The 23,466-nt window shown below is 68.2% G+C and carries 20 protein-coding genes; 10 read left to right on the forward strand and 10 right to left on the reverse strand.

The features are described from left to right. Positions 1–142 precede the first annotated feature (142 nt). From ABD115_RS14635 to ABD115_RS14655, 5 genes are all read right to left on the reverse strand, one after another. Positions 143–631, reverse strand: a complete 489-nt coding sequence (locus tag ABD115_RS14635) for a MaoC/PaaZ C-terminal domain-containing protein (RefSeq protein ID WP_343962179.1) — start codon at positions 629–631, stop codon at positions 143–145. Continuing rightward, a complete protein-coding gene (locus ABD115_RS14640; RefSeq protein WP_343962181.1) occupies positions 628–1,386 on the reverse strand; it encodes an SDR family NAD(P)-dependent oxidoreductase in 759 nt (252 codons plus the stop codon). The genes ABD115_RS14635 and ABD115_RS14640 overlap by 4 nt, the downstream gene beginning before the upstream one ends. Positions 1,387–1,422: 36 nt before the next feature. After that, positions 1,423–2,583, reverse strand: coding sequence for an acyl-CoA dehydrogenase family protein (locus ABD115_RS14645; RefSeq protein WP_343962183.1), 1,161 nt, complete (start codon positions 2,581–2,583; stop codon positions 1,423–1,425). An 8-nt stretch (positions 2,584–2,591) separates the two neighbouring features. Further along, entirely contained in the window at positions 2,592–4,292 is a 1,701-nt protein-coding gene (locus ABD115_RS14650) for a long-chain-fatty-acid--CoA ligase (protein WP_343962185.1), read from the reverse strand. Positions 4,293–4,417: 125 nt separating this feature from the next. Further along, entirely contained in the window at positions 4,418–5,281 is an 864-nt protein-coding gene (locus ABD115_RS14655) for a CoA transferase (protein WP_343962187.1), read from the reverse strand. Positions 5,282–5,377: 96 nt separating this feature from the next. Between ABD115_RS14655 and ABD115_RS14660 the strand changes: the two genes are divergently transcribed. Together ABD115_RS14660 and ABD115_RS14665 are read left to right on the forward strand one after the other, a co-directional pair. Continuing rightward, a complete protein-coding gene (locus tag ABD115_RS14660) occupies positions 5,378–6,025 on the forward strand; it encodes a TetR/AcrR family transcriptional regulator (RefSeq protein WP_343962188.1) in 648 nt (215 codons plus the stop codon). Between the two features lie 88 nt (positions 6,026–6,113). Beyond that, positions 6,114–6,602, forward strand: coding sequence for a septum formation family protein (locus ABD115_RS14665; protein ID WP_343962190.1), 489 nt, complete (start codon positions 6,114–6,116; stop codon positions 6,600–6,602). Positions 6,603–6,774: 172 nt separating this feature from the next. Here ABD115_RS14665 and ABD115_RS14670 read toward each other — a convergent pair whose 3' ends face one another. Then, complete coding sequence (locus tag ABD115_RS14670) at positions 6,775–8,682, reverse strand: SdrD B-like domain-containing protein (RefSeq protein WP_343962192.1); 1,908 nt, start codon at positions 8,680–8,682, stop codon at positions 6,775–6,777. A gap of 835 nt (positions 8,683–9,517) precedes the next feature. On the opposite strand from ABD115_RS14670, the gene ABD115_RS14675 reads away from it, so the two are divergent. From ABD115_RS14675 to ABD115_RS14685, 3 genes are all read left to right on the forward strand, one after another. Then, entirely contained in the window at positions 9,518–11,377 is a 1,860-nt protein-coding gene (locus ABD115_RS14675) for a choice-of-anchor A family protein (protein ID WP_343962195.1), read from the forward strand. 309 nt (positions 11,378–11,686) lie between these two features. After that, a complete protein-coding gene (locus tag ABD115_RS14680; protein WP_343962197.1) occupies positions 11,687–11,869 on the forward strand; it encodes a hypothetical protein in 183 nt (60 codons plus the stop codon). 86 nt (positions 11,870–11,955) lie between these two features. Beyond that, positions 11,956–12,222 (forward strand): DUF7218 family protein, encoded by a 267-nt coding sequence (locus ABD115_RS14685; protein WP_343962199.1) that lies wholly within the window; start codon positions 11,956–11,958, stop codon positions 12,220–12,222. Here the strand turns inward: ABD115_RS14685 and ABD115_RS14690 are convergent. After that, positions 12,219–12,884, reverse strand: a complete 666-nt coding sequence (locus ABD115_RS14690; RefSeq protein ID WP_343962201.1) for a mismatch-specific DNA-glycosylase — start codon at positions 12,882–12,884, stop codon at positions 12,219–12,221. The genes ABD115_RS14685 and ABD115_RS14690 overlap by 4 nt on opposite strands. Positions 12,885–13,092: 208 nt before the next feature. On the opposite strand from ABD115_RS14690, the gene ABD115_RS14695 reads away from it, so the two are divergent. Continuing rightward, positions 13,093–13,920, forward strand: a complete 828-nt coding sequence (locus ABD115_RS14695; RefSeq protein ID WP_343962203.1) for a DUF4282 domain-containing protein — start codon at positions 13,093–13,095, stop codon at positions 13,918–13,920. A gap of 114 nt (positions 13,921–14,034) precedes the next feature. Here the strand turns inward: ABD115_RS14695 and ABD115_RS14700 are convergent, their stop codons facing one another. The 3 genes from ABD115_RS14700 to ABD115_RS14710 all read right to left on the reverse strand — a co-directional run bounded on the left by ABD115_RS14700 (position 14,035) and on the right by ABD115_RS14710 (position 17,463). After that, positions 14,035–15,768, reverse strand: coding sequence for a GNAT family N-acetyltransferase (locus ABD115_RS14700; protein ID WP_343962205.1), 1,734 nt, complete (start codon positions 15,766–15,768; stop codon positions 14,035–14,037). Between the two features lie 147 nt (positions 15,769–15,915). Then, a complete protein-coding gene (locus ABD115_RS14705; protein ID WP_343962208.1) occupies positions 15,916–16,722 on the reverse strand; it encodes an SDR family NAD(P)-dependent oxidoreductase in 807 nt (268 codons plus the stop codon). Between the two features lie 51 nt (positions 16,723–16,773). After that, positions 16,774–17,463, reverse strand: a complete 690-nt coding sequence (locus tag ABD115_RS14710; protein WP_343962210.1) for an esterase/lipase family protein — start codon at positions 17,461–17,463, stop codon at positions 16,774–16,776. Positions 17,464–17,808: 345 nt separating this feature from the next. On the opposite strand from ABD115_RS14710, the gene ABD115_RS14715 reads away from it, so the two are divergent. The 4 genes from ABD115_RS14715 (at position 17,809) to ABD115_RS14730 (ending at position 23,332) form a co-directional block, all read left to right on the forward strand. Then, positions 17,809–19,908, forward strand: a complete 2,100-nt coding sequence (locus tag ABD115_RS14715) for a putative Ig domain-containing protein (protein ID WP_343962212.1) — start codon at positions 17,809–17,811, stop codon at positions 19,906–19,908. 136 nt (positions 19,909–20,044) lie between these two features. Continuing rightward, complete coding sequence (locus ABD115_RS14720) at positions 20,045–22,177, forward strand: BspA family leucine-rich repeat surface protein (RefSeq protein WP_343962214.1); 2,133 nt, start codon at positions 20,045–20,047, stop codon at positions 22,175–22,177. 112 nt (positions 22,178–22,289) lie between these two features. Continuing rightward, positions 22,290–22,748 (forward strand): GNAT family N-acetyltransferase, encoded by a 459-nt coding sequence (locus ABD115_RS14725; RefSeq protein WP_343962216.1) that lies wholly within the window; start codon positions 22,290–22,292, stop codon positions 22,746–22,748. Positions 22,749–22,780: 32 nt separating this feature from the next. After that, positions 22,781–23,332, forward strand: a complete 552-nt coding sequence (locus ABD115_RS14730; protein WP_343962218.1) for a hypothetical protein — start codon at positions 22,781–22,783, stop codon at positions 23,330–23,332. Positions 23,333–23,466 lie beyond the last annotated feature (134 nt).

The raw sequence follows: 23,466 nt of genomic DNA on the forward strand, positions 1-23,466 counted from the left end.
GGGTTCCTCCGAAGTGTTGGTGTGGCGCCGATGCTGGTGCACCGGTCGATGGTGGGGTGTCGCCGTTGGTTGTGCACCGTCATTGGCGGTGCCGGGCTCAATTGGTACTGGTGTCGCGTGCGAGTGGTTCGGGCAGCGATTACTACTGCGCCGCTGGCGCGCTCGCGTGCAGGTAGACGTCGGTTGTCATCGTCGCGACGATGCGGCCCGCGGTCGTAGTGAGCGTGCTATCCATCGTGACGAGCGCACGCTCACGGTCGTCGAAGTCAATCTCCGTGATCGTGATAGTGCCGGTGATCGTGTCGCCGACGTAGACGGGGCGAAGCAGCCGCAGCTCGCGAATGCCGCGCCCCGCGAGCACGGCCCACCCGTGCACGACCGCGTCGACAGTGAGTCGCTGCAGAATTGCGACGGTGTGGATCCCGCTCGTAATGAGACCGCCGAACGGGCCTGCCTCGGCGGCCTCCCGGTCGAGGTGAAACCACTGCGGATCCCAGCTCGCCGCGAAGCCAACGAGCTCGGCCTCGGCCACCGTGTGCGTGCCGAGTTCGAACCGCTCCCCGACTCGCAGCTCGTCGGCGTAGGTGAGGGCACCGGCCCGAGCCGCCTCCGCCGGCCGCGCTGCGCTCACCTCGGCGCCATTCTGATCGCTCCGTCGAGGCGGATCGTCTCGCCGTTGAGCATCTGGTTCGTGATAATCGCTTCGACGAGCTGCGCGTACTCGGCGGGGTCGCCAAGACGACTCGGGTGCGGCACCTGCGCCCCCAGCGACTCCTGCGCGGCTTCAGGGAGCGCGCCGAGCAGCGGTGTCTTGAAGAGCCCGGGCGCAATAGTGTTCACCCGAATCTGCAGCGACGCGAGGTCGCGCGCGATCGGCAGCGTCAGCCCGACGACGCCACCCTTCGATGCCGAGTAGGCGGCCTGGCCGATCTGCCCGTCGAAGGCCGCGACCGACGCGGTGTTGATGATCACGCCGCGCTCGCCATCGACGGCCTCGTTTTGGGCCATCGCCACCGCCGCGAGCCGAATCACGTTGAAGGTGCCAATGAGGTTGATGCGAACAGTCCGCTCGAAGTCTGCGAGCGGGAACGGGCCGTCACGGCCCACGGTCTTGTGTGCGCTGCCGATGCCAGCACAATTCACGAGAATGCGGAGTGAGCCTTGCGCGTTCGCACGCTCGACAGCGGCCGTGACCCCCGCCTCATCTGTGACGTCGGCCGGCACAAACTCGACCGCGTTACCGAGAGCGGCAAGCGCCGTCGTGTCTGCCGAGGGCAGGTCGAGGGCGATGACGCGGGCGCCAGCTGCGGCGAGCGCAGTGACCGTTGCCAGGCCGAGGCCGGAGGCGCCGCCGGTGACGAGCGCCGTGGTTCCAGTGATCTGCATGACATGCTCCAATCTGTTGAGGGGTGCGGGCCGGCGCTACAGGCTGCGGCCGATGAGTTCTTTCATGATTTCGTTCGTGCCGCCGTAGATCTTCTGCACCCGCGACGCCGCGTACATCTGCGCGATTGGGTACTCCATCATGTAGCCGTAGCCGCCGAAGACCTGCAGACACCGATCCACAATGTCGCACTGCTTGTCGGTGCTCCACATCTTGGCCATCGAGGCCGTCGCGGCGTCGAGCGTGCCGTCGATCTGCCGCTGCACGCAGTGGTCAATAAAGGTCTTGCCCGCGAGCACCTCGGTCTTGCACTCGGCGAGCAAAAACTTCGTGTGCTGGAAGTCGAGTACTGGCTTACGGAAGGCCTCGCGCTGCTTCGCGTAGCGGATCGCCTCAACCGTTGCCGCCTCGGCCACCGCGATTGCGCCGACACCGATGATCAGGCGCTCCCGCTGCAACTGCTCCATCATCTGGTAGAACCCCTGGCCTTCTACCCCGCCGAGCAGGTTCTCAGCCGGCACACGCATGTCGGTGAACGCGAGCTCGCGGGTGTCTTGCCCGTGCTGACCGATCTTGTCGAGCACCCGGCCGCGCTCGAAGCCCGCAAGCCCCGCCGTCTCGACAACGAACAGCGAGATGCCCTTCGCCCCCTGTGTCGGGTCGGTCTTTGCGACAACGACGAGCAGGTCGCAGTGCGAGGCGTTCGAGATGAACGTCTTCGAACCGTTGATGACGTAGTGGTCGCCGTCGCGCACCGCCGTCGTGCGCACGCCCTGCAGGTCGGAGCCGGCGCCCGGCTCGGTCATCGCGATCGCGAGCACGCTCTCGCCGCTCGCGCACTTCGGCAGCCATCGCTGCTTCTGCTCGGCCGTCGCGAACGCCGAGATGTAGTGGGCGACAATCGTGGAGTGCACCGAGAAGCCAAAGGCCGTGTCGTGCGCGAGGTTCAGCTCCTGCTGCACGATCGCCTCGTGCCCAAAGTTGCCACCCCCGCCGCCGAACTCCTCGGCAACGTCGAGGCACAGCAGCCCGGCATCGCCGGTCTTCGCCCAGAACTCGCGGTCGACCTCGTGCTGCGCGGCCCACCTGGCCTGGTTCGGTGTTGCCTCCCTGCGGAAGAACTCCCTGGCGTGCTGCCGCAGCAACGCGTGGTCTTCGGTCTCCCACGGGGAGCGGTAATCGGGGAACAGGTCGCTCACGGCGGCACCTACCTTCCTGTCGTCACGGCGGCCGTTGCCTGCGCGCCGGCGTAGATGTCGGCGTGGAGCTCGCGCAGCAGCTTCTTGTCGAGCTTGCCGACGCTCGTGCGGGGCAGCGCGTCTACGAACAGCACGGTGTCGGGCAGCTGCCACTTCGCGAACTTCCCGGTGAGCGCGCTGTTCACCTCGTCGACGGAGAGCTCTGCGCCGTCGAATGTCGCGACGATCGCGAGGGGCCGCTCCTGCCACTTCGGGTGGGCGACACCAATCACCGCTGCCTCGCGAATGCGCGCGTGCCCGACGAGCGCGTTCTCCATATCGATCGACGAGATCCACTCCCCGCCCGAGCGCACAACGTCTTTCATGCGGTCGGTGATTTTCAGGTAGCCGTGCTGGTCGACCGTGCCAACATCGCCGCTGCGCCAGTACCCGTCGAGAAACTTGTCGGCCGCCTCGTCGGCGCCCATCTTGTCGTAGCTTTCGATGATCCACGGCCCGCGCAACAGCACCTCGCCCTGGCTCGTGCCGTCGTGCGGCAGGTCGTTGCCCTCGGCGTCGACCACGCGCACGTCGACGCCGTTGACGAGCAGGCCCTGCTTGCGCTTGAGGTTCCACCGCTCGTCTTCATTAAGCGCGCCGCGCAGCGAGGGTTTGAGCCCCCGGTTGATCGCCACGAGCGGGGCGGTCTCGGTCGCACCGTAGGCGTGAATCACGTCGGCGCCGGTGATCTCGAAGAAGTCGCGCATGAGCGACAGCGGCGGCTCGGTCGACCCCGAGAGCAGGCGGGCCCGCGAGAGGTCGGGCGCCTCTGGGAGCGTCTTGATGTAGTCCATCATCGGCTGGAAGATCGCCGGCGCGCCGTTCGCGACGCTCACCCGCTCGCGAATCATGGTCTCGACGAGCACCGACGTGTCTTCGGCCACATAGCGACCGGGGAGAATAATCTTCGCCGCGCTGTAGATCGCAGACTGCGGCAGCCCCCAGCTCTGGGCGTGAAACATCGGGGTGATGAGCATCACCGCGTCGTCGGCGTGCATGCCGAGGGCGGCCGTCTCGGCGAGCGTGTGCAGGTAGATGCCGCGGTGGGAGTAGTAGATGCCCTTGGGCCGCCCGGTCGTGCCGGTGGTGTAGCACGCGCTGTATGCAGTCGTCTCGGCGATCACCGGCCAGTCGATCGTCGGCTCAGCCGCGCGCAGCAGGTCTTCCCAGTGCACCGCGCCTGGCAGCGTCGTCTGTAGCTCGCCCAGCGGTCGATCGGTCATCACGACCCAGGTCTCTACGCCGGGCACCCGCGGCGCCAGCGCCTCGGCGACGGCGAGCAGCGACTCGTCGACCAACACGACCGAGGCCGCGCTGTGCTCGGTGACGTAGGCGAGGTCTTCTGCCGCCAACCGCAGGTTCATCTGCAGCATCGTCGCGCCGATGCCCGGAATTGCCCAGTACAGCTCGAAATGCCGCTTGCTGTTCCAGTCGAGCACCCCGACCACGTCGCCAGCACCGGCGCCGAGTGCGCGCAGAGCGTTCGCGCCGCGCATCACGCGGCCGTAGGCGTCGGCGTAGGTGTAGCGATCCCACCCACCTTCGGCGGTGCGAAACACGATCTCTTGCTCGGGGTACGTGCGTACGGCGTGACGAATGAGGGTGGTGGTGTTCAGCTGGTAACTGTCTCCGTGCGTCGACGGCAGTCCCGTGACGAATTCGTGCGGCATGCTGTTCCTCTCGGCGGTGTTCGGTAGTTCGGGGGTATTTGGGTGTGTGGCGGTGTTTGGGTGAGCTGCCGTGTTTGGGTGCGCGTTTGGCCCGGTTGGGTGCGCGGTCGGCGCAGTTGGGCCGTTCACTTGGCGGATCCTGGCGCGTGGGCACCCTCGCGCACAGCGGCGAGCGGAATGTCTCGACTCGCTGCGAGCGACTCCCACTCGCTCGAGGTCTTCCCTGCGAAGACCCGGGTGAACTCCTCGCTCGTTCCCGTGACGCCCAGCGCCTCGCGGGTTCGCTCCCAGAAGTGCGGCTCGAGCGCGGCAAGGGCGACATAGCCGTCGGCGCTCGGGTAGATGCGGTAACCGGGGTGAGCGCCGCCAAGCGGGGCGCCCACCCCGGTTACGCCGTGACGCACGGCAGCGCCCGCCGCTTTCGCCGCGTCTTCGAGCACGATGAGCTCGTGGTGACCACGCCCGTCGCGCGCGGTGGCCATCAGACCGACAAGCGCGGCAGACACTGCCCGCTCCGACCCGAGCAGATCGACGACCGGCACGGTGGGCAGCGCCAACGGTTGCAGGGTGCCCTGCTCGGCCTGATAGGTGAGGTCGTGGCCGGCGCGCCCTGCGGCCGTGCCCGTGTGCCCGACGATCTCCACGTGAGACAACTGCGGGTAGGTCGCCGCGAGGCTCTCGCGCCCAAGGCCGAGTTTTGCGAGCGCGGCGGCCCGCATCGAGGTGATGAGCAGGTCTGCTCCGTTGAGCTCTTGCGCCAGGGCCGCTCGACCCGCTGCCGACTTCAGGTCGCTCGTCACGACGCGCTGCCCCGACGTGAGCTCGTCGTACCAGGCCTCGCTGACCGTGCGCAGCGGGTCGCCGCCGGGTGGCTCCACCTTGGTGACGGTTGCGCCCATCGAGCGTAGCCTCGCCGCGGCAAGGGGGCCGGGCAGGTTGATCGCCAGCGACACCACATTCACGCCGAGCAGCGGCGACACACCTGACATCTGCAATCTCCCTTGACTATACGGACGTATTGCTATTAATGGGCATGTACAGAGTTCTGTCAAGGTGTAGAATTTCCTCGCCGTTAGGAGAACACTGTGAATGACCCACGTGCACGCGAAGACGACCTCACCTCGAAGGCCCGCATCCGCAACGCAGCGCTCGATTTGTACGCCGCACACGGCGAAGATCGCGTCTCCATGCGCGCCGTCGCCGCGCACGCCGACGTGACCGTCGGGCTCGTGCAGCACCACTTCAAGACCAAGGAGGGGCTGCGCGCCGCTGTCGACCAGCTCATCGTCGACTACTACGTGCTCGCGATCGCTTCGGCCCCAACAGACGGCACCGCCCAGCAGATCGCAGGCGCGAAAGACGAGGCCGTGCGCGAGATGCTCGCGGCCCACCCAACCGTTGTCAACTACATTCGCCGCGCCGTGCTCGACCCCAACGGCGGTGGCGAACTGCTGCGCCGCCTCACCGACCTCAGCCGCGGCGAGGTCGCAAAAGCGCGCAGCGCTGGGCGCACCACGTCGCGCCGCTCGGAGTCGTCTCAGGTGATCGGCCTGATGGTGCGCCAGCTCGGCCAGCTGCTCATGCAGCCCATGATCGATGACATGTGGGAGCATCTGACGCAGAGCGGGGACTCACACGGGGCAAAACCGCTGCTCTACGTCTCGGCAAAATCGGCCGAGGGCTCCGGAGCAGCGGGCACCCCATCGGGCTCATTGGCTCCAGCTGTCACATAGCTATCGATAGGGTATTTGAGTTGAACCCACCCCGCCGCCTGTGCCGCGGGAACGAAAGGACTCTCTCATTACTTCGTCACCGAACCGCTTGCGCTCCGCCCTCGGAGCCGGCATCGTCGCCCTCGCGCTCATCCCCACGCTCGCGGGCTGCAGCCTGCTCAACCTCAACCTCAAGCCCGTTCAGCGCGACGACGCTGGAGCGATCACCGAGCAGGCGCAGGCCGGGGTCGCAGAGATCGCGGTCGGCGACTGCATGGACTCGACGAGCGACGAGGTCGTATTCGACGTGCCCGTCGTGCCCTGCGACCAGGCGCACGACGAAGAGATCTTCGGCGAGTTCGATCTCGCTGGCTCGGAGTTCCCAGAAGCAAGCGCGCTCGAGACCGAGAGCAACGACCGGTGCATCGCACTGTTCAACGAGTTTGTTGGCTTTGACTACTTCGAATCAGAGCTCGATTTCTACACACTCACCCCAACCGAAGAGGGCTGGAACCAGTTCAACGACCGCACCGTCAACTGCGTGATCGTCGACCCCGCCGGCAAGGTCACCGGCAGCCTGAAGGGTGCGGCCCGCTAGCCGCTCGGCTCCGCTACGCACAGATGAGCGCGGGCGCGATTCCCTGGGGTATTGGGGAGAAATCGCGCCCGCGCTGGTCTATATCTGTGCTGCCCGAGCCGGCTCTTGCCGTGCTGCGGCAGCGAGCTCCTTGTTGGGAGAGCTGGCTAACCGCTCCGGTTAGGCGCTCCGGCTAGGCGCTTCGGCCTGCATGGGGTCGCCTGGCGCGAAGCACGAGCAGCATCACACCGAGGGCGAGCAGCCCCGCGGCCCCGGCGGCGAGCGCCCCCTGGCCGCCCGTCGCGGCGAGCTTGCCCGGCTCCGCGACGGGCTTCGGGCCCGCGTCGTCGGCCTTCGGCACCGCCGGGCCGCCCGGGGTTCCGGGGCCGCCGGGGGTTCCGGGGCCGCCGGGCTCGTCGCACTCAAGCGCCGCGAGGGCCACCACGAACTCCCAGCGCCCGTCGCCCGGCTCCCAGCCGCCGACGCCGTCTTCGCCCGCGGCGAGCGCGTAGCCCGCGGCCGCGACGGCAGTCACCGTCACCGTGCTACCCGGTTCGACCGAGCCGATCACCTCGTAGACGACCCCGGGCGTCGTTGCGGGCATGACCGAGGGCGCGCTCGCGCTCCCGTCAGCCAGGCACTCCGCCTGCACCACGCTCGGCGCGACGGGGGTCACGTCGATCACCGGGGCCTCGGGTGCGACGAAGCCGAAATCAAGCGTGAGGTCGCGCATGCCGTTGACGGTGAGCTCGGAGCTCTCGGCGATCCACATCGAAGAGTCGAGCGCGCGGTCGCCGCCCGCCCCAGAAGCCGTTGGAACCAGCCCCGCAAGCGCCGCCGTCGTGCGCGCAGAATCGCGCACAATCGACACAGTGTAGTGCTCACCCGCGCCGAGCGCCGGCAGCCCCGTGAAGCGGTAGCGGCCATCGGCATCGGTGAACTGAGGCCCGACCGGCGCTCCGTCGATATCGGTCACGGGCTCGCCGCCCGGGCCCGAAACGCGCAGCTCGACGCCCTCAATGCCAGGCTCGCCGGCCTGCTGCACGCCGTCGCCATTCACATCGCGCCACACGAAGTCGCCAACCGTGACCGACCTCGAACCAACTCCGTCGCCACCGGCGGCATCGGTGAGCACCACCTGGTCGCGAACGACAGCGGCCCCGTCAGCGGTAAAGGTCACGCGGTTGGTGTAAGCGCCACCAGTGTTTTCGTGCCCGGGGAGCAGGTCAGCGTCGAGCACAAAATACATGTTCTCGCCCGCATAGACTGCGGGCTCGCCCGGCCAGTTGCCTCGCACCTCGATGCGCACGCCGTGCTCGCCGAGTCGCTCGACGGTGTAGCGCCCGCTTGGCAGCTCAACGTCTGCCCCACCCGGCTGTCGCAGGTAGCCCGTGACCGCGTCGAGCGGAATATGAGACCCGGCGCCCGGAACGTCTTCTATGACGAGCGGAGCACCAAAGCCATCGCCCTTGGGTGTCTCGACAAAGAGTGTCCACGAGAGCTGTCGCGCGAGCGTCACGCTGCCCTGGTTCGAGTCGATCCAGCCACCCGATTTCCACCAGCTCTGCTCGGTACCTGCCGGGCCGTGCCCCGTGTAGGTGAGCGGAATCGTTTGCCCCGAATCTCTGAAGAATAGCTGCAGGTCGCGCGCCGCCTCGCCCGATACGACGGTCGCGTCCCACTGCACGGAGAAGAAGGCCGCACCAGCGACCCGGTCGTTGTCGTCGACGTAGCTGGTGAGGGTAAAGGTAGCGACCTTGCCGGCCCAGCGCCCCTCAGCCAAGGGTTCACCCGCTGGCGACCTCAGCCAGAACGCAGCAGTCGAGCGCGGCTCGAGCTCGTCTGGCAGGGTGAGCGTGAAGGTGTCGCCCGAGGCCGCGCTGTCTGGCACGCGCCAGTCGAAGTCGAGGCGCACGCTCTCGCCGGGGCCCGCGGCCGTCTTGTCGAGCTGCACGTTCGAGATCGTCGCTGCGGTCTGCGCGGCGTGGGCCGCAGTGCTGCCAAGCAGCGGAGCGGCGATTGCGAGCAGCGCGATCGTCACCCACGCGAGCACGCGCGCTCGGCGCCCGGGCGCTCGTTGGTCAAGTGTGTGTTGGGCCAAAGCCACAGTTTCCTCCCCTAGTGCGGCCCGTCCCCCGTGGTGGGCCACCGCAAAGCTAGTGAGCTTTCTCCGACTGGCAAAGCGAGCTACCGCCGCCGGCCCGGTCGCGGTGGCCACTTATCGTCACGCGCGGGGTCGTGAGACCGCGATATCTCGGGGGCCGGGCTCGGCGCACAGCGGGCGTGGCGAGATGACGCCACTGTGTGCCGGCCGGGGCGGTTGGGGGGGCGCAGGTCACCGGGGTCGGGTCGCCGGGGTCGGGTCGCCGGGGTCGGGCTTCTGCAGAACCAAGGGCGATCGGCCGAACCCAGGCCGCTACGGGCGCCTCCCGACCTGGGGAACGCAGATCTCCCTTGGCTACGCAGGAGCCCGCTGCCCCCAGCGGCACGCCCCCGCTGCCACGGCCGCTGCAGAACCAAGGGCGATCGGCCGAACCCAGGCCGCTACGGGCGCCTCCCGACCTGGGGAACGCAGATCTCATACGTTACGCAGGAGCCCGCTGCCCCCAGCGGCACGCCCCTGGCCAACCTGGCTCACCCGACCTACCCGGCCCACCCGGCCCACCTGACCCACCTGGCCCACCTGGCCCACCTGGCCCACCTGGCCCACCTGGCCAAAGTCTCCAACCGCGCGCCGCGGTTTCTGTCACTTCGGCACAAGCTTTCGCTTTTGTTAGTAAAGTTTACGAATTATCGATTAGGTTGGCAGCTGGCCCAATTCGGAGGGGAAGCCGAGGGCCTTTCGCCAGACACCGTCTCGGGGAAATTCGTCTGCCGCGAACGCGCGCGGCCAGCTTTGGGGGTATTCCGTGGTTTTTGTTCGAACACTGACGCAGGTGGCCAGCGCGGCCGTGCTCGCCGGTATTGCGCTCGTTGCGGCGCCGGTCGCTGCCGCGCAGGCGGCCCCACTGGCGCAGGCCACAGACGGGGGCACGACCGCGACGTCGTGCCTGCCGGCGGGCGGCGGCATCGGCACGGGCACACCTCACCCCGTCGACGGGCAGGCAAACGTGTACGTCGGCGGCAACTTTCACATGCGGGCGGGCGCCGAGCTCGAGGGCCTGCTCGTTGTCGAGGGAGATGCCCAGTTCGACACCCCAGCGCCCGATGTCAACAGGGTCTACAACCTTGGCGTCGTTGGCGTCGGGTCGCTCCTCACTCCCCCGGCGATGAGCGACATGCTCCTCGTTGGCGGTGACCTCACCGTGCAGGCCGAGCGCGAACTGCACGTCGGGCACGCCATCGGCGGCGCTGTGCGCGTCGGCGGGAGCATCTCTGCAGCCGACAACGCCATTCAGACAAGCGGCGGCGCAGTCGAGAGCGGCATTGGCGCCGCTGCCGCGATCGGCGAGCGGGCTGCCCTCGGCAGCGTGCTCTCGGAGCAGTCTGCCCGCTACGGCGCGATGCCGGCCACGGGCACGGCGAGCACCGAGTGGGGCACCCTGACGCTCACGGGTGACGGCACGAAGAACCGCCAGGTGTTCACGCTTGACGGGGCAACGGTCGGCAGTGCGAAGTCGCTCGCCTACGAGAACATCGACCCAGCGAGCTCCGTCATCGTCAACGTCACCGGGCCCAGCGCAGAATTTGCTTTGACCTCCGTGCTGAGCAGCAAAGGCGGCGTACTCGGTATGAACAGCGAGTTCACCGACGTCGCACAGCGGCTGCTGTGGAACTTCCCCGACGCCTCAGCGGTAACGATTGGTAGCACGGCACAGTTCCCCGGCACGGTGCTCGTCGCCAACCCGGCTTCAACCACGACCGTGCAGGTACCGGGCACCAACGGCCGCATGTGGGTTGCGGGCGACCTGATCCACAACCTTGCCGGCGCCGAGTTCCACGCCCTGCCCTTCCTCGATGACGAAGTGTTCGGGTGCGACCCGACGCCAACCGACCCGACGCCAACCGACCCGACCCCAACCGACCCCACTGACGAGGAGCGCACCCTCGTGGCTCCGACTGTCACGCAGGCGGTCTGCAACGCAGACGGCACAGTCACCGCACCGCAGCTCACGCTGCCGCAGGGCTCCGGGCTGCGCTACACCACCGCTGGCACTGTTGCGGCCGGCGCACAGGTCACCGTCACCGCCGCGTCTATCGACGACACAAAGATCGCGGCCCTGGCCGGCTGGACGCTCGCATCAGACCGCCTCTCGGCAACCTTCGTTGTGACGTTCAACACAGTCGATTGCGGGCAGCCCGGCAACCCAGAGGGGCCCGATGAGTCTGAAGAGCCAGAGACCCCCGACACCCAGGTCGCTCCGGTTGCCCCGACCGTCACTCAGGCCGCCTGCACCGCGGCAGGCTCGGCCTCGGCTCCGCGGGTAGAGCTCGCCGAGACCGCAGGCATCGACTACTCGATCGCTGGCACGATCGCAGCTGGCAACAAGGTGACCGTGACCGCTACGGCGAAACAGGGCTTCACGCTCATGCCTGCTGAGGGCTGGGAATCGACCGATGCCGGCATGCGCATGACGGTGACCCTCACCGCCGCCTCGTGCACCACTCTTCCCGAGAAGCCTGCCCCGGAGACCACCCCAACTCCGACGCACACGCCCGCGACCCCCGCGGCGCTGGCGAACTCGGGAGCGGGCTCCCTACCCGCAATTGGGCTCGGCGCGGCAGCGCTCCTTGCCCTCGGCGCGCTCGCGCTCTTCGGCGCGCGCGCACGCCGGTCGCGCAACACCGCCGAGTAGGCACTTCGCGAGGCCAGTGGGCCGGCGCGCTTCCCGTGGCACACACGGCAGGCGCACCGGCCCACTGGTGTTTATGGCCGCCAACGCGGCCCAATATCGCTGTGAGGTGGCATTCAGGCTGCGGGCCGTTGGCTGAATGTTGCCGGTGAACTCCCAAGGCTTTCCCCCGAGGTGGGCCCTGCGCCTGCCAGGCGCACACTGGCGCCGCGGCAGGTTTGCCGATTGCAATGGCCTGGCTATGTGGTTGCGCCGTGCTGGCGCGTTGCTAGCGTCGGAAGACCCCTCACGCACCAACGAACGGGAGGCACCATGCACACCGATCACCCCCACACGACCGAACCCGACGACCCGCAGCGACGCCAACAGGGCGATCTCGACGACACCGAGGGCGCCGACGCATTCGAGACCCCCGAAACCGCCCAACCGGCAGAGCGCGAGGGCGCCCCCGAGCGCCAAGACGAAGAGATCATCACGCTCGACACCCCTGATTAGGCGGGTGCGGGGCCGCCCGGGATCCGCCAATGCGATCGGCAGCGCCCCCAACACACCTGGCCGCGCACTCACGAAAGGAGCCCGCCATGCCCACCCGTAAGACCCCCCAGCTCAAAGACCCAGAGCTCTACGATCGCCTCCGCAAGGGCGGCGCGTCAGAGGAGAAAGCGGCGAGAATCTCAAACGCAGCGGCCGCCGAGGGGCGAGGCGCCATCGGCCGCAGGGGCGGCAGCGCCTCCGACTACGACGAGCGCACCGTGCCCGAGCTCAGGCGACGCGCGAAGGAGCTCGGCCTCACTGGCTACTCCCGCAAGCGCAAGGCGGAGCTCATTCGCATGCTCCGCGAGCACTAACCCCGGGCCGCAGCGCGCCCGCCAAGCGGCGGCTCCGCGCCCGCGACAACCGCACGCCATTTCTCGGCGAGCGTGTCGACCGTTTCGTGCGCGTTCAGGCCGCTGGGCTGCGGCACAACCCACAGGCGCACCCCGCTCGGCCACCCGCTCACTGCTCCCTCGCCCGCCGTCGGCTGCTCGCCAAGCGCGGCGCGCGGCAGCTGAAACGCCTGCCTGAACGCCGTGATTCCCGCGACCGCGACCCGCTCGGGCGCGAGCTGCGCGACGCGGCCAACCAGCCGATCGGCCGCGGCAATGAGCTCCTGCCGCGTGAGCTCGTCGGCGCGCGCCGTCGCGCGGCCAACGAGGTTCGTGATTCCAATGCCGCGATCGAGTAGCTGCCGCTCGTCTTCGGCGCTGAGCCCGCGCGACGCGTCGACGAGGTGGTCTGTCAGCCCTGCCCGGTAGAGCGCAGGCCAGAACCGGTTGCCTGGCCGCGCAAACGGCGCGTTCACCGCGGCAGTCCAGAGCCCGGGGTTTACGCCGACGATGAGCAGGCGCAGCGGAGCGCTGCCCGGCGGCGGGAGCACGTCGTCGAGGGCGTGTGGATCGGGCGTTGAGAACCGCGCAAGATCGCTCAGCGATGGCTTTGCGCCTGCCAGGGGTGAGGGGCGCCGTGTCATTCGGGTAGCCTACGCCCGGCTCATTGGCAGGCCCTGCGCAGGCCCTGAGCAGCCCCTGGTTGTCGTCGCGCTGCGCTGCTCGCTTCCCCGGAAGCCACCACCTCGCAGGCGCGCGCGGGCCGCCCTCCTGGTATGGTTCCGACTAACGACGTAATGACCCGGCAGCGCGGCCTGTTCGCCAGCTGGCCAACAAGCTGAGGAAATAGGCATGACGCAAGACACCCCCGAGCTTCCACCCGCAGGCTGGCACCCTGACCCGGCGGGGTCAGACCAGGAGCGATTCTGGGACGGCGAGAATTGGACTGCGCAGCTGCGCGCGGTCGAGGAGGATCACGCGGCCGCCGAAGGCCTCGGCCCCGACGGCGCGAGCGACCTCGATGGCGCGGGTAGCCCCGATGGCGCGGGCGGCGCAGAGAGCGCAGCGGGAGCGCCCGCGCAGTCTATTTTCGCCCCAGGCGCGACGCTGCCCCCGGCACGGCCGCGGCTCTCGGGCGGCGCGGGCTCCCAGGAGCACCCCGAGCCCCAGGCGCCCCTGCCGGCTTCGACCGCCGCCTCGGCAGGCGTTCAACCCCAGGCCCAGTATGCGCCGCACTCGACGGGCCCGATCGATCCGCTCCACGCGACGCAGGCATTCCCGGCGACGCAGCCGGGCGGCGCGACCCCCGGCTTCCAGCCGGGCGCGGCACCCCAACCCGCCTACGCGGGCAACGGCGAGACCGGGTTCTTCCGCAGCCTGTTCGACCTGAGCTTCGCTCCCGACCGCGTCGTCACCATCAAGTTCGCGCGAGTGCTCTACCTGCTCGCGACGATCGGGTCACTGCTCGTCTGGCTCGTGGGAGCGCTCGTGTGGTTCGTCGTCAGCGCAATCTCGCGCGAGGGGGCCTTCGCCGTGTTCGGCGTGCTCCAGCTGCTGTTCGGGTGGGTCTTCCCGCTACTCACAGTCGTGGGGGTGCGCGTGTGCCTCGAGGTGATGATCTCTACCATTCGCACCTCGCAGCACACCGCCCAGCTCGTGCAGCAGGGCGAGCGGGCGTAGCGGGCCGCGCCGGCCGGCACGCGCACGGCTGGCGCAGCACGCGCCCAGCCGGCGCAGCACGCGCCCAGCCGGCGCAGCACGCCCAAAAGCCGGCGCAGCACGCGCCCGGCGGCCCTACGCCCGCTTGGCGTAGGTGACCGACCGGTCGCTGAGTTCGAACCCGAGCTTCGTGTACATTGCGAGCGCACCGCTCGGGTTCGCGGCGTCGACGTCAAGCGCGGCGCCGAGCATGCCCCCGCGACGGTAGTGCTCGAGCGCCGCCCGCAGCACCACCGACGAGAGCCCCAGGCCGCGCGCCTCGCGAATCACCCCCACACTCGAGATGTAGGCGAACGGGCCGCCGTTGAGCTCCCACTCCCGCTCGTCGACCTCGGTGAGCACGGCTGCGAGAACGCGAGGGTGCCCGGGCGATGCCTCGGGCTGGGCCGTGCCCTCGGATCCGCCCGCTGATCCGCCCTCGGATCCGCCCCCGACCTCGCCCTCCGTGACCGCAACGAACGAGAGCTCGGGAGCGAAGTCGTCGAGCGCGAGCTCCTCCTCCCACTCCTGCCGCGAGCTCGGCTGCGACCCCCAGTGATCGCGGAAGGCGTCGTTGAGCGCGATGCGCGTCGCCTCGGAGAGCCCTGGCTCGAACGGGCGCAACACCACCCCCGGTGGCAGCTCCCGCTGCTCGACCCGGTCGCCCGCCTCGCCGCCGAGGTCGCGCCACAGCTCCATCCACCAGCGCACCGGCAAGAACCCGGCCGAGCTCATGAGCGCGGTCGCGTCGACGTTTGCCTCGCGCGCGCCGAGGCAAATCATTGCCGGCAGGTCGCTGCCGCAGGCTGCCAGGAGCTGCCGCGCGCGAGCCTCCTGCCAGGCAAGGAGTGCCGCCCCAATGCCCCTGCCGCGCCAATCTGGGTGAACGACGCCGTCGACAGACACCTGCACCTCGGTGTCGAACGTATCGCCGAGGTGCGCCTCGCCGTAGGCGACAAGCTCGCCGCGCGAGGTGAAGCCAAGCATCGAATCGGTGGCGAGCGAGAAGTGCTGACCCGTCATGCCAAGCTCGACCGATTCGAGCGAGGAGAGGTCTTTCGGGTGGTCGACCAGGCCGGCAACTCTGGTGAGCTCGTAGATCGCCTCGGCGTCATCGCGGCGCGCCGGCCGCCAGCTCAGCGCCTCGTCGCCCGCGCGCTCGGGGAGTGGCGGGAGCACCGCGGGGGCGAGGGCTCGCTCGCGCAGCGGCACGCCGCTCGCCGCGAATGCGCGCGCGTAGATCTCCCGCACGACGGCCGATTTGCGATCGGTGTATTCCGCGGCGGATCCGGGGCCGCTGGCCGCCGCCGCCCGCTTGGCCTCTGCGTAGAGCTCGAGATCGGCCGGCGTCTCGCGAAGCCAGTCACGAAACAGCGCGTGTCGCGCGGTCTCTGCGGCCCCCGGGGCATAGACGTGCACGTTCACGCGGGGCTCCTCGAGCCGCAGCATGCGGTGCAGTTCGAACTCGGGCTCGCGCACGGTGAGGCGAAACCCCAGCCGTTCGAGCGTCGCGACGTAGCGCTCCTCTGCCGCGGGGTCGGCGACCGTGAGATCGATATCGATGACATCTTTCGCCGCGAGCCCGGGCACTGCCGTCGAGCCGACGTGCGCGATAGAGACGATCTCGTCTCCCAGGGAAGATTCGAGCATGCTTGCGATTTCGGCAAACCGAGCAGGCCAGCTCGGGTTGTAGTCGACGATCGCGACGGCCTCTGGGGTGGGCGCGCCAGCGACCCAGGGGTTGCCCGCTGGTTGGCCGTCGCGAAAGTCTGCGATGCCAGGCACGAGCTCGGCAGCGCGCGCCCTCGGGGTCTCGGTTCGGTTGTTCATGCTCTTCTTTCGGTGCCTGACTGGGCACAGATCTCACCAACCGCGCCGCGGCGGCCTGCTCGCTGGGTCATGATCTGTACGTGCGGCCAATTTTGCCGTTGCTCGAGGGTACCCGGGTGCAACCGAGAGTTTCCAGGGGGTGCGCGGCTAGTCGTAGGCCTCAGCGGGCGCCGCCCGAACCCGCTGATCGACGGCCGCCGCGTCTTCGCCAATCACAACGCGCCACTGCCCCTCCTCAAGCGCCCCAAGAATCTGGCAGGCGGCCGCCGCGCTCGACACGGGCTCGTAGTCGGCGAAGCTGCCATCGAAGGCCCTGCGCCAGCTGCGCGGTGGGGCCGCAATGCGCGTGCGCACGTGCCCAGCAAGCACGAGCACAGCAGACAGGTGGGGCGCATGTCGCTCGAAGTCAACGATGAGCGACTCCGTGAACCCCCGCACCGCGAACTTCGCAGACGAGTACGCCGAGTGCGGCGTGCGCCGCCCCAGGCTCGCCCACAGCGCGTTCGCCGACGCGATATTCACCACGGCGCCCCGCGGTGCCGCCAGTAGCATCGGCAAGAACTCCCTGCTGCAGTTATAGGTGCCACCCCACGAGACGGCGAAGGTGCGCTCCCACTCGGCTTCGGGAGCAGTCACAAACGACATGCCCCCGACGACGCCGGCGTTGTTGAACAGCAGGTTGATTTCCTCGGTCTCGTGGGCGAGTGCGACCTCCCGCCGCAACTGCCGCACCGCCGCGCGATCCGCGACATCGCAGACGTGGGCGGTGACCGTGACCGCGTCATTCAGTCGCTGAGCACGCTTCACCGCGGCGAGCAACCGCGCATCATCGATGTCGCAGGCGGCAACGTGCGCTCCTCGGCGCACGAGTTCGAACATCAGGTCGCGGCCGATGCCCGAGGCCGCCCCGGTCACGACCGCTCGAGCGCCGGCGAGTTGCAGGGGTGCTGACATGCAGCAAATCTAGTGCACCTGCCTAGTCGTTGCGCTGAGCAACAGCCCGCCTCACCCCGCGAACGGCGGCAGCTCGCCAGCCGCAACCCTGAGGGCCACCGCTCGGGCGCGCTCGTCTCCGAGCACCCGAAAGTGCCCTGGCGTCGGCACGCGCACGTTCGCGGCGCCGGCGAGCTCGCTGCCCTCGGGAATGTGCGGGTCGAACGCAGGGAAGAGGGAGACGATGCGGGAGTTCACCGCCTGCGAGCGGCCGAGCGCGACGAGCGCCGCGTTACGGGGCGAGAACGCGCGCAGCGTGCGGTTGAGCATGAAGCTCGCGTAACGCGACCCCGCGAAGGGTGTGGCGATCGCAAGCATCGCGCGGATCCGCGGCGCTGACGCCCCGAAGGCCATGACCTGCTTGCCGATGAGCCCGCCCTTACTGTGGGCGACAATGACGACGTCGGTGAGGCCAGCTCTCGCGAGATAGTCGCCAACCGCGCGCGCCGCGTCTTCGACCGGGCGGCGGTTGCGCCCGAGGGCGGTCACGACGTGCACGGGGTGCCCCGCTCGGTGCAGTTCGCGCATCAGCGGCAGCATAAACGCCCACGGCTCGTACACGCCGGGCAGCACGAGCACCGGCCGCAGCTCCCCCGCAAGCAGCGACTCCGGCCGCAGCCGCGTGAGGGTGGCTCGAAGCTGCCACACGCCGGCGTAGGCGTAGTCGCAGACTCGCCACCACAATTGCCTGATGCGCTTCACGCCCTGCTCCCCGCTTCGGTTTCTGTCGAGTGCAACGCTACGCCGCGTCGGCGTCAGTTCGCTACCGCCGCTTGGTGTCGACGCTCACAGCGGCAGCGGCACCGGCGCGGCAGCGGCAGCGGCAGCGGCAGGTGCGCCGCAGCTACCGCTCGACCTCGGCGATTCCCAGCGCATCCCAACGCCCCAGCGCCCCCGGCGCCCCAGCGCCCCCAGCGCCCCCAGTGCTCCCGGCGCCCCGGCGCCCCAATACCCCCGGCGCCCCGACTCATAGCTATCTCTAGATTTTTGACTAGCTCCGGGCTAGGTTCGAGGAGACGCTTCGATGCACTGAGGAGACCGCACGGCATGACTGGCAGCACCCGAGCACCGATTTCCGCCGCGCGCCCTCGCGCCGCCCGCTGGCTCGGTGCCCTCGCAACTGCGACGCTCGCCGTAGCGGCGGTTGCGGTGACCCCCCTTCCAGCCCACGCCGCGTTCGGCGTTATCGTCGACGAGGGTCTCGCCTACTGCGTGAACGTTAGCCTGTCGCGCGACCGCCCCGTCACGCAGGAGATCACCCACGCCGACCTGCAAGCACTCCCGCTGCAGTTCAGGTGCACCGAGGGGCCGGGCGTCAAGAGCTTCGCCGGTTTCGAGGGCGCCACCCGAACACTGAGCGTCACCCTCGGCGTTGCCCCGCACTCGCTCACAGCCCCGTACTCGCTCGCTCCGCTCGCGCTCATGCCAAAGCTCGGCCGGCTCATGCTCACCGATGTGCCGGTCAGCAACGCAGCGTTCGCCGCGCTGCCGGCCTCGGCCTCGTTGCACACCATTGAGATCGCCGGCGCGCCCGAGCTGAGCGACCTGAGCCCGCTCGCGGGCAACGTCAGCCTCACTACGCTCGCTTTCACGCGACTTCCGGCGCTCACGAACCTCACAGGCCTCGGCGACCTCAGCAAGCTCAAGTCGCTTGATCTTGGGCACAATGCTGCGCTCACTAACCTCAGCCCCTTGGCGTCAGCGGTGTCACTCGAAACGCTCACCGTGCAGTCGACGACCGTGTCAGATATTGGGCCGCTCGCGGGGCTCACCAACCTGAGCACACTGACCGCACCGAACGCGCGCATCACCTCGCTGACGCCGCTAGCAGAGCTCACTCAGCTCCGCTCGGTGTCGGTGTCGAACAACATGCTGAGCTCACTCGACGGCATCGAGAACAGCGCAGGGCTCCAACACCTCAGGGCCAGCGACAATGCGCTCACGGACGGCATTGCCGCGTTGGCAAACAAGCCACAGCTCACGCACGTGGAGCTTCGCAACACGCAAACAACGTCGCTCGCGGTGCTCGCCGCCAGCACGCAGATTGCTCACCTCGACGCAAACGACAACCGCATCTCGAGCCTCGTGGGGCTACGCGAACCCGGCGAGGCGACAACCCTCACTGTGCGCACGCAGAATCTTGACGCCCCGACGCAGTATGTGCCGCGCAATGCTAGCTCCTTCCGGGTCGATGCCACCGGCCAGGTCACGCTGCGCGACGGCACGACCTTCCCCGACCTCACCGACCGGGCAGGAGGGCACACCGGGCCGTCGCCAGACCCCGAACTGCCGCTGTTGCGGTTCGCGCCCACTCCCAATGCGAGCGCGCTGCGCTATTCGTTCACCAGCGGCACCGACGCAAATGTTTTTAGCGGCAACGTCACCATGCCCATCGTCTGGAGCGAGATCACGAGCACCGACACGCTGACGGGGCGGGTCGGCGACCGCCTAGAGCACCCTGTCACCGTAACCGACGGGTTCCCCACCGCAGAGTTCTCGCTCGGCAACGACGCGCCAAGCTGGCTGAGCATCGATGCAAGCACCGGTGTACTCTCCGGGACGCCGAGCGTTGCGGGGCCCACAACCGTTGAGCTGCGGGCCACAGACGCGCTTGGAAACACCATCACCCAGCTGCTCACGATCACGGTCGCAGACGCGGCTCCGTCGGCGATCTCCATCGGCGCCGACCAACAGGGCACCGCCGGTGCACCGCTGCGCTTCACGCTGACCCGCGAAAACGCGGTCGAGCACCCCTGGAGCGGAGAGGCCTCCGTCGAGGTCAGCACCGTTGACGGAACGGCGCAGGCTGGCACCGACTACGCGGCGTTCGCGGCCCGCATCACCTGGGCTGCCGGCGACACCGCACCGAAGACCGTGACGGTGCAGACCGCTCCCGTCGCCACCGCGGCCACAACCACCAAGACATTTTCTGTGCGCCTCTCTGAGCCAGCGGCCCACACGATGATCGCTGATCGCGCAGCCGCCACGGGCACCATTTCGGCCGCGGGAAGTGGCACCGGGCCCGCCGCCGGTGGCGCGATCGCAGCCACCGGTGAAACCGCAAGCGTGCTGCCGTGGCTGGGCGCTGGCGCCGCGCTGCTGGCCGCAGGGGCCGGCGCGCTCGCCGCGCGGAGACGGCTCCGCTAGTGCCGCTGGCACCGCCCGCGGCCGCCCCACTGGGCCCTCCCCGAGCATAACCGGCGTCGAACTCCACATGACACACACGAACCGACGCCTAGCTTCACCACACCACGGAGGAAGAATATTGCGAAACTCGTACTGCATGCTCGGAATCACCCTCGCGACTGCCGCCCTCCTCGGCGCAGCCCCTGCCGCCCACGCCGCCCAGCCCCACCACGCCACCCAGCCCCATACCGCACAGCTTCGCACCGAGGCGCCCGTCGGCGTCGCGTCGGCCGGAACCTGGGGGTCTGCAAGCTGGGCATTCGACGCTGGCACGCTCACGGTTGGGCCGGGAACACTCGGGCACAAGGGCTGGGAAGCGCACCGCAGCGACATCACACGCATTGTCTTTACCGACCCAGCCGCGACACGGCTCCCCGAAGCGGCGCAAAACACCTTCGCGTTTCTCCCGAACCTCCTCGCCATCGAGGGCGTTGAGGCACTCGACACCACGGGGGTGAAGAACGCGGCAGGAATGTTCGAGTCAACCCCAAAGGTCACCTCACTCGACCTCTCGCAGTGGGACATGTCGCAGGTCACCAGCATCGCCAATATGTTCGGCGGGATGAGCGAACTGAGCACACTCAACGTTTCTGGGTGGAACACGAGCAAAGTCACCGATATGAACACCGTGTTCTTCCGCGCTGCCTCGCTCGGATATGTCGACGTGTCTGGCTGGGACACGTCGGCCGTCACCACGATGTACGCGATGTTCTATGGCGCGGAGTCGCTGGCCTCGCTCGACGTCTCTGCCTGGCAAACAGGCAAGGTCGAGTCGATGGAGAGCATGTTCGCAGGCGCCAAGTCGATCACGTCGCTCGATGTGTCTGGCTGGGACACCCAGAGTGTCACCAGCATGACCTCGGTGTTCTCAGGGATGACCTCGCTCGTGACGCTCGACCCCTCAAGCTGGAGCACCGGCAGGGTAACGACCATGAGCTTCGCGTTTCAGGGGCTGCCTGGGCTGAAAGCGCTAGACCTGTCGGGGTGGGACACCGGCAAGGTGAAAGATATGCAGGCCATGTTCATGAACGCCCCTGGGCTCGAGGTGATTAACGTCAGCGGTTGGAACACGGCCAGCGTGACCAACATGGCCGCCATGTTCATGAACGCCGAGGCTGTTCGAGAGCTCGCTGTGAGCGAGTGGGACACGAGCAAGGTGGAGAACTTCAACAGCACCTTCGGCAACACGACCGCACTCACGGTGCTTGACCCCTCGGGGTTCGACACCCGCAGCGCGACAACGCTCGAATCAATGTTCTCTGGCGCGCGCTCGCTCACCGCGCTCGATCTGTCGGCGTGGAACACCGGCAAGGTCACCACGATGTATGGGCTCTTCGCCGATACGACCTCACTGACCCACGCGAACACCACAGGTTGGGACACCTCAGAGGTGACAACTCTGTCGTACCTGTTCACAAATTCGAGCGCCTCATCGGTGTCGGTGGCCGGGTGGGACGTCTCAAAGGTCACGACGATGTTCGCCACGTTCGGCAACATGCAGGCGCTCACGTCGATCGACCTGTCAGGGTGGAACACCGAGAACGCGACCGATATGGCACTGTTCTTCCTCGACACCCCGCTGCGCGCTGTCACGATTAGCAACGAGACCACCGTTCCTGCTGCCGCCGAGCTGTGGGTTCCCAGCGCGGCAATCGAACCACTCGCGAACGGGAAATGGGTGGAGATCGGTCGCGGCACGGTCGCCTTCCCGAGGAGCACCACGTGGCACGGCACAAACTCAGAGTTCTACGAGTTCACTCGCTCCCGGGTTGATGCCGGAACCTACGTTTGGCAGGAAACCATCACGGTCAGCTACGACGCGAACGCTACCGAGGCCACCGGTGAGATGGCGCCTACCCTTGGGGCGACCGGCTACCCGGTGACCATCGCTCCAAACACGTTCACACGAGAGGGCTACGCGTTTACGGGCTGGTCGACGATGGCCGATGGCTCGGGAGAGTCGATGAGTGCAGGGGAGTCGGCAGAGCTGTCTCCCGGTGAGTACCGGCTTTACGCGCAGTGGAAGAAGACGCGCGCCCCTGTTGGCCCCACGAACCCGCCGACCACCACTCCTCCGGCCCCCACACCGCCAACTGGGCTTCCGAGCACTGGCGGGGAGTCGACGTGGGCACGCGGAGCCATCGCCGCCGGGCTGGTCGGGTGTGGCGCACTGATGTTGTTCCGGCGTCGAACCGCCCTGCGACCTCACGATTCTGAGCGTGCGCTCTAACCAGCAGAGCTACTCAGCCAAAGTCGCCCCAGAGTCGCAGTAGCCACCGTGAGCCGCGAAGCGCCGGCGACTGGCGGTTGACGCCGCTCCGAATCTCCACCAAAATCGGTCCGTGCGCACAAGCAACAGCGGGCTGACGATTCGCCCAACACTGGGCCCGCCCGAATACCCGCAGCTCGTCGAGATCTGGCGCAGCGCGGTCCAAGCAACCCACGACTTTCTCGCGGCCGAAGATTTCGACCGCATCGAAAGCAACCTGGCCTCCGCGTACTTCCCGGCGGTCACGCTCGTCGTGGCAGAGCGCGACGGGACCCCGGTCGGGTTCGCCGGCGTCGCAGAGGGCAACCTCGAGATGCTCTTCGTCTCGGCAGACGCCCGCGGTGGCGGCACCGGCAGCGCGCTGCTCGCCGAGGTGATCGCTGAACATGGCGTGACCAAGGTCGACGTGAACGAGCAGAACTCGGGGGCGCACGGTTTCTACCTCAGCCGCGGCTTCGTGCAGGTGCGCCGCAGCGAGCTCGATGGTGACGGTCTCCCCTACCCCATTCTGCACCTGGAGCTGCCGACCTAGGCTCACGAGCCACCCTAGAATGACAACCAACAATGAATACCAGCAACCCCAGCCAGCGCGACATCGCCGTGCTCGCGATCGTCGCCACAATAGGCATTCTTGTCGGCGCAGGCCTCAGCCTCACGGGTGTGCAGAAGCAAGACCCAGTGCTGATTGGTTTTGGGCTGGTGGCGCTCGGGTTCGGCTGCGCGGGCTGGCCGGGAATGCTCTATGCGAGATATATTCAGCCGCAGCAGGGGCACGAGGCTCCGCGCGAGGAGCCCCCACAATCGGCAGCGCATCCGAAGCTGCCGTACGCGCCCGCCGCACCCGGGGCAACCGGTGCACCCGCCGCACCCGGGGCTGGCGAGTCGGCGAGCTCAGACCGCGAGCCTCCCGGCCTCACTGTGGTGCTGCTCACACTGGCCGGGCCGCTCCTCGCGTGCGTCGGCGCCGTCGTCACGCTGAGCTTCGGCGACCCGCTGGAGTTGATCGGTTCGGGCAGACGCGCGCTGCCGCTCTGGTTGTTTTCCGGCATCATCTTGGCTGGCACAGCGGCGCTTGTAATTCTCTACCTTGTAACCGTGCTCAAGCGCCGCAGCTAGCCGCGCGACAGCGCAGCACCACCACAGCCAACCCACAGCCAACGCCACGCCACGCCCAGGCAGAAAGGGGTATCGGCCAAAACGTGTGGATGGAATCTTGATCTAGCCGCATGATCACGCGCTAAAACAGGGAT

This window comes from Leucobacter albus, from assembly GCF_039528015.1.
In the GTDB taxonomy this organism is placed as follows: domain Bacteria; phylum Actinomycetota; class Actinomycetes; order Actinomycetales; family Microbacteriaceae; genus Leucobacter; species Leucobacter albus.

What these genes read in the sequence shown, in the direction of transcription:
- ABD115_RS14685 (WP_343962199.1), top strand. Translation starts at nt 11,956, where the DNA reads ATGCCCACCCGTAAGACCCCCCAGCTCAAAGACCCAGAGCTCTACGAT.
- ABD115_RS14700 (WP_343962205.1), bottom strand. Translation starts at nt 15,768, where the DNA reads ATGAACAACCGAACCGAGACCCCGAGGGCGCGCGCTGCCGAGCTCGTG.
- ABD115_RS14690 (WP_343962201.1), bottom strand. Translation starts at nt 12,884, where the DNA reads ATGACACGGCGCCCCTCACCCCTGGCAGGCGCAAAGCCATCGCTGAGC.
- ABD115_RS14650 (WP_343962185.1), bottom strand. Translation starts at nt 4,292, where the DNA reads ATGCCGCACGAATTCGTCACGGGACTGCCGTCGACGCACGGAGACAGT.
- ABD115_RS14715 (WP_343962212.1), top strand. Translation starts at nt 17,809, where the DNA reads ATGACTGGCAGCACCCGAGCACCGATTTCCGCCGCGCGCCCTCGCGCC.
- ABD115_RS14695 (WP_343962203.1), top strand. Translation starts at nt 13,093, where the DNA reads ATGACGCAAGACACCCCCGAGCTTCCACCCGCAGGCTGGCACCCTGAC.
- ABD115_RS14730 (WP_343962218.1), top strand. Translation starts at nt 22,781, where the DNA reads ATGAATACCAGCAACCCCAGCCAGCGCGACATCGCCGTGCTCGCGATC.
- ABD115_RS14720 (WP_343962214.1), top strand. Translation starts at nt 20,045, where the DNA reads ATGCTCGGAATCACCCTCGCGACTGCCGCCCTCCTCGGCGCAGCCCCT.
- ABD115_RS14705 (WP_343962208.1), bottom strand. Translation starts at nt 16,722, where the DNA reads ATGTCAGCACCCCTGCAACTCGCCGGCGCTCGAGCGGTCGTGACCGGG.
- ABD115_RS14680 (WP_343962197.1), top strand. Translation starts at nt 11,687, where the DNA reads ATGCACACCGATCACCCCCACACGACCGAACCCGACGACCCGCAGCGA.
- ABD115_RS14655 (WP_343962187.1), bottom strand. Translation starts at nt 5,281, where the DNA reads ATGTCAGGTGTGTCGCCGCTGCTCGGCGTGAATGTGGTGTCGCTGGCG.
- ABD115_RS14640 (WP_343962181.1), bottom strand. Translation starts at nt 1,386, where the DNA reads ATGCAGATCACTGGAACCACGGCGCTCGTCACCGGCGGCGCCTCCGGC.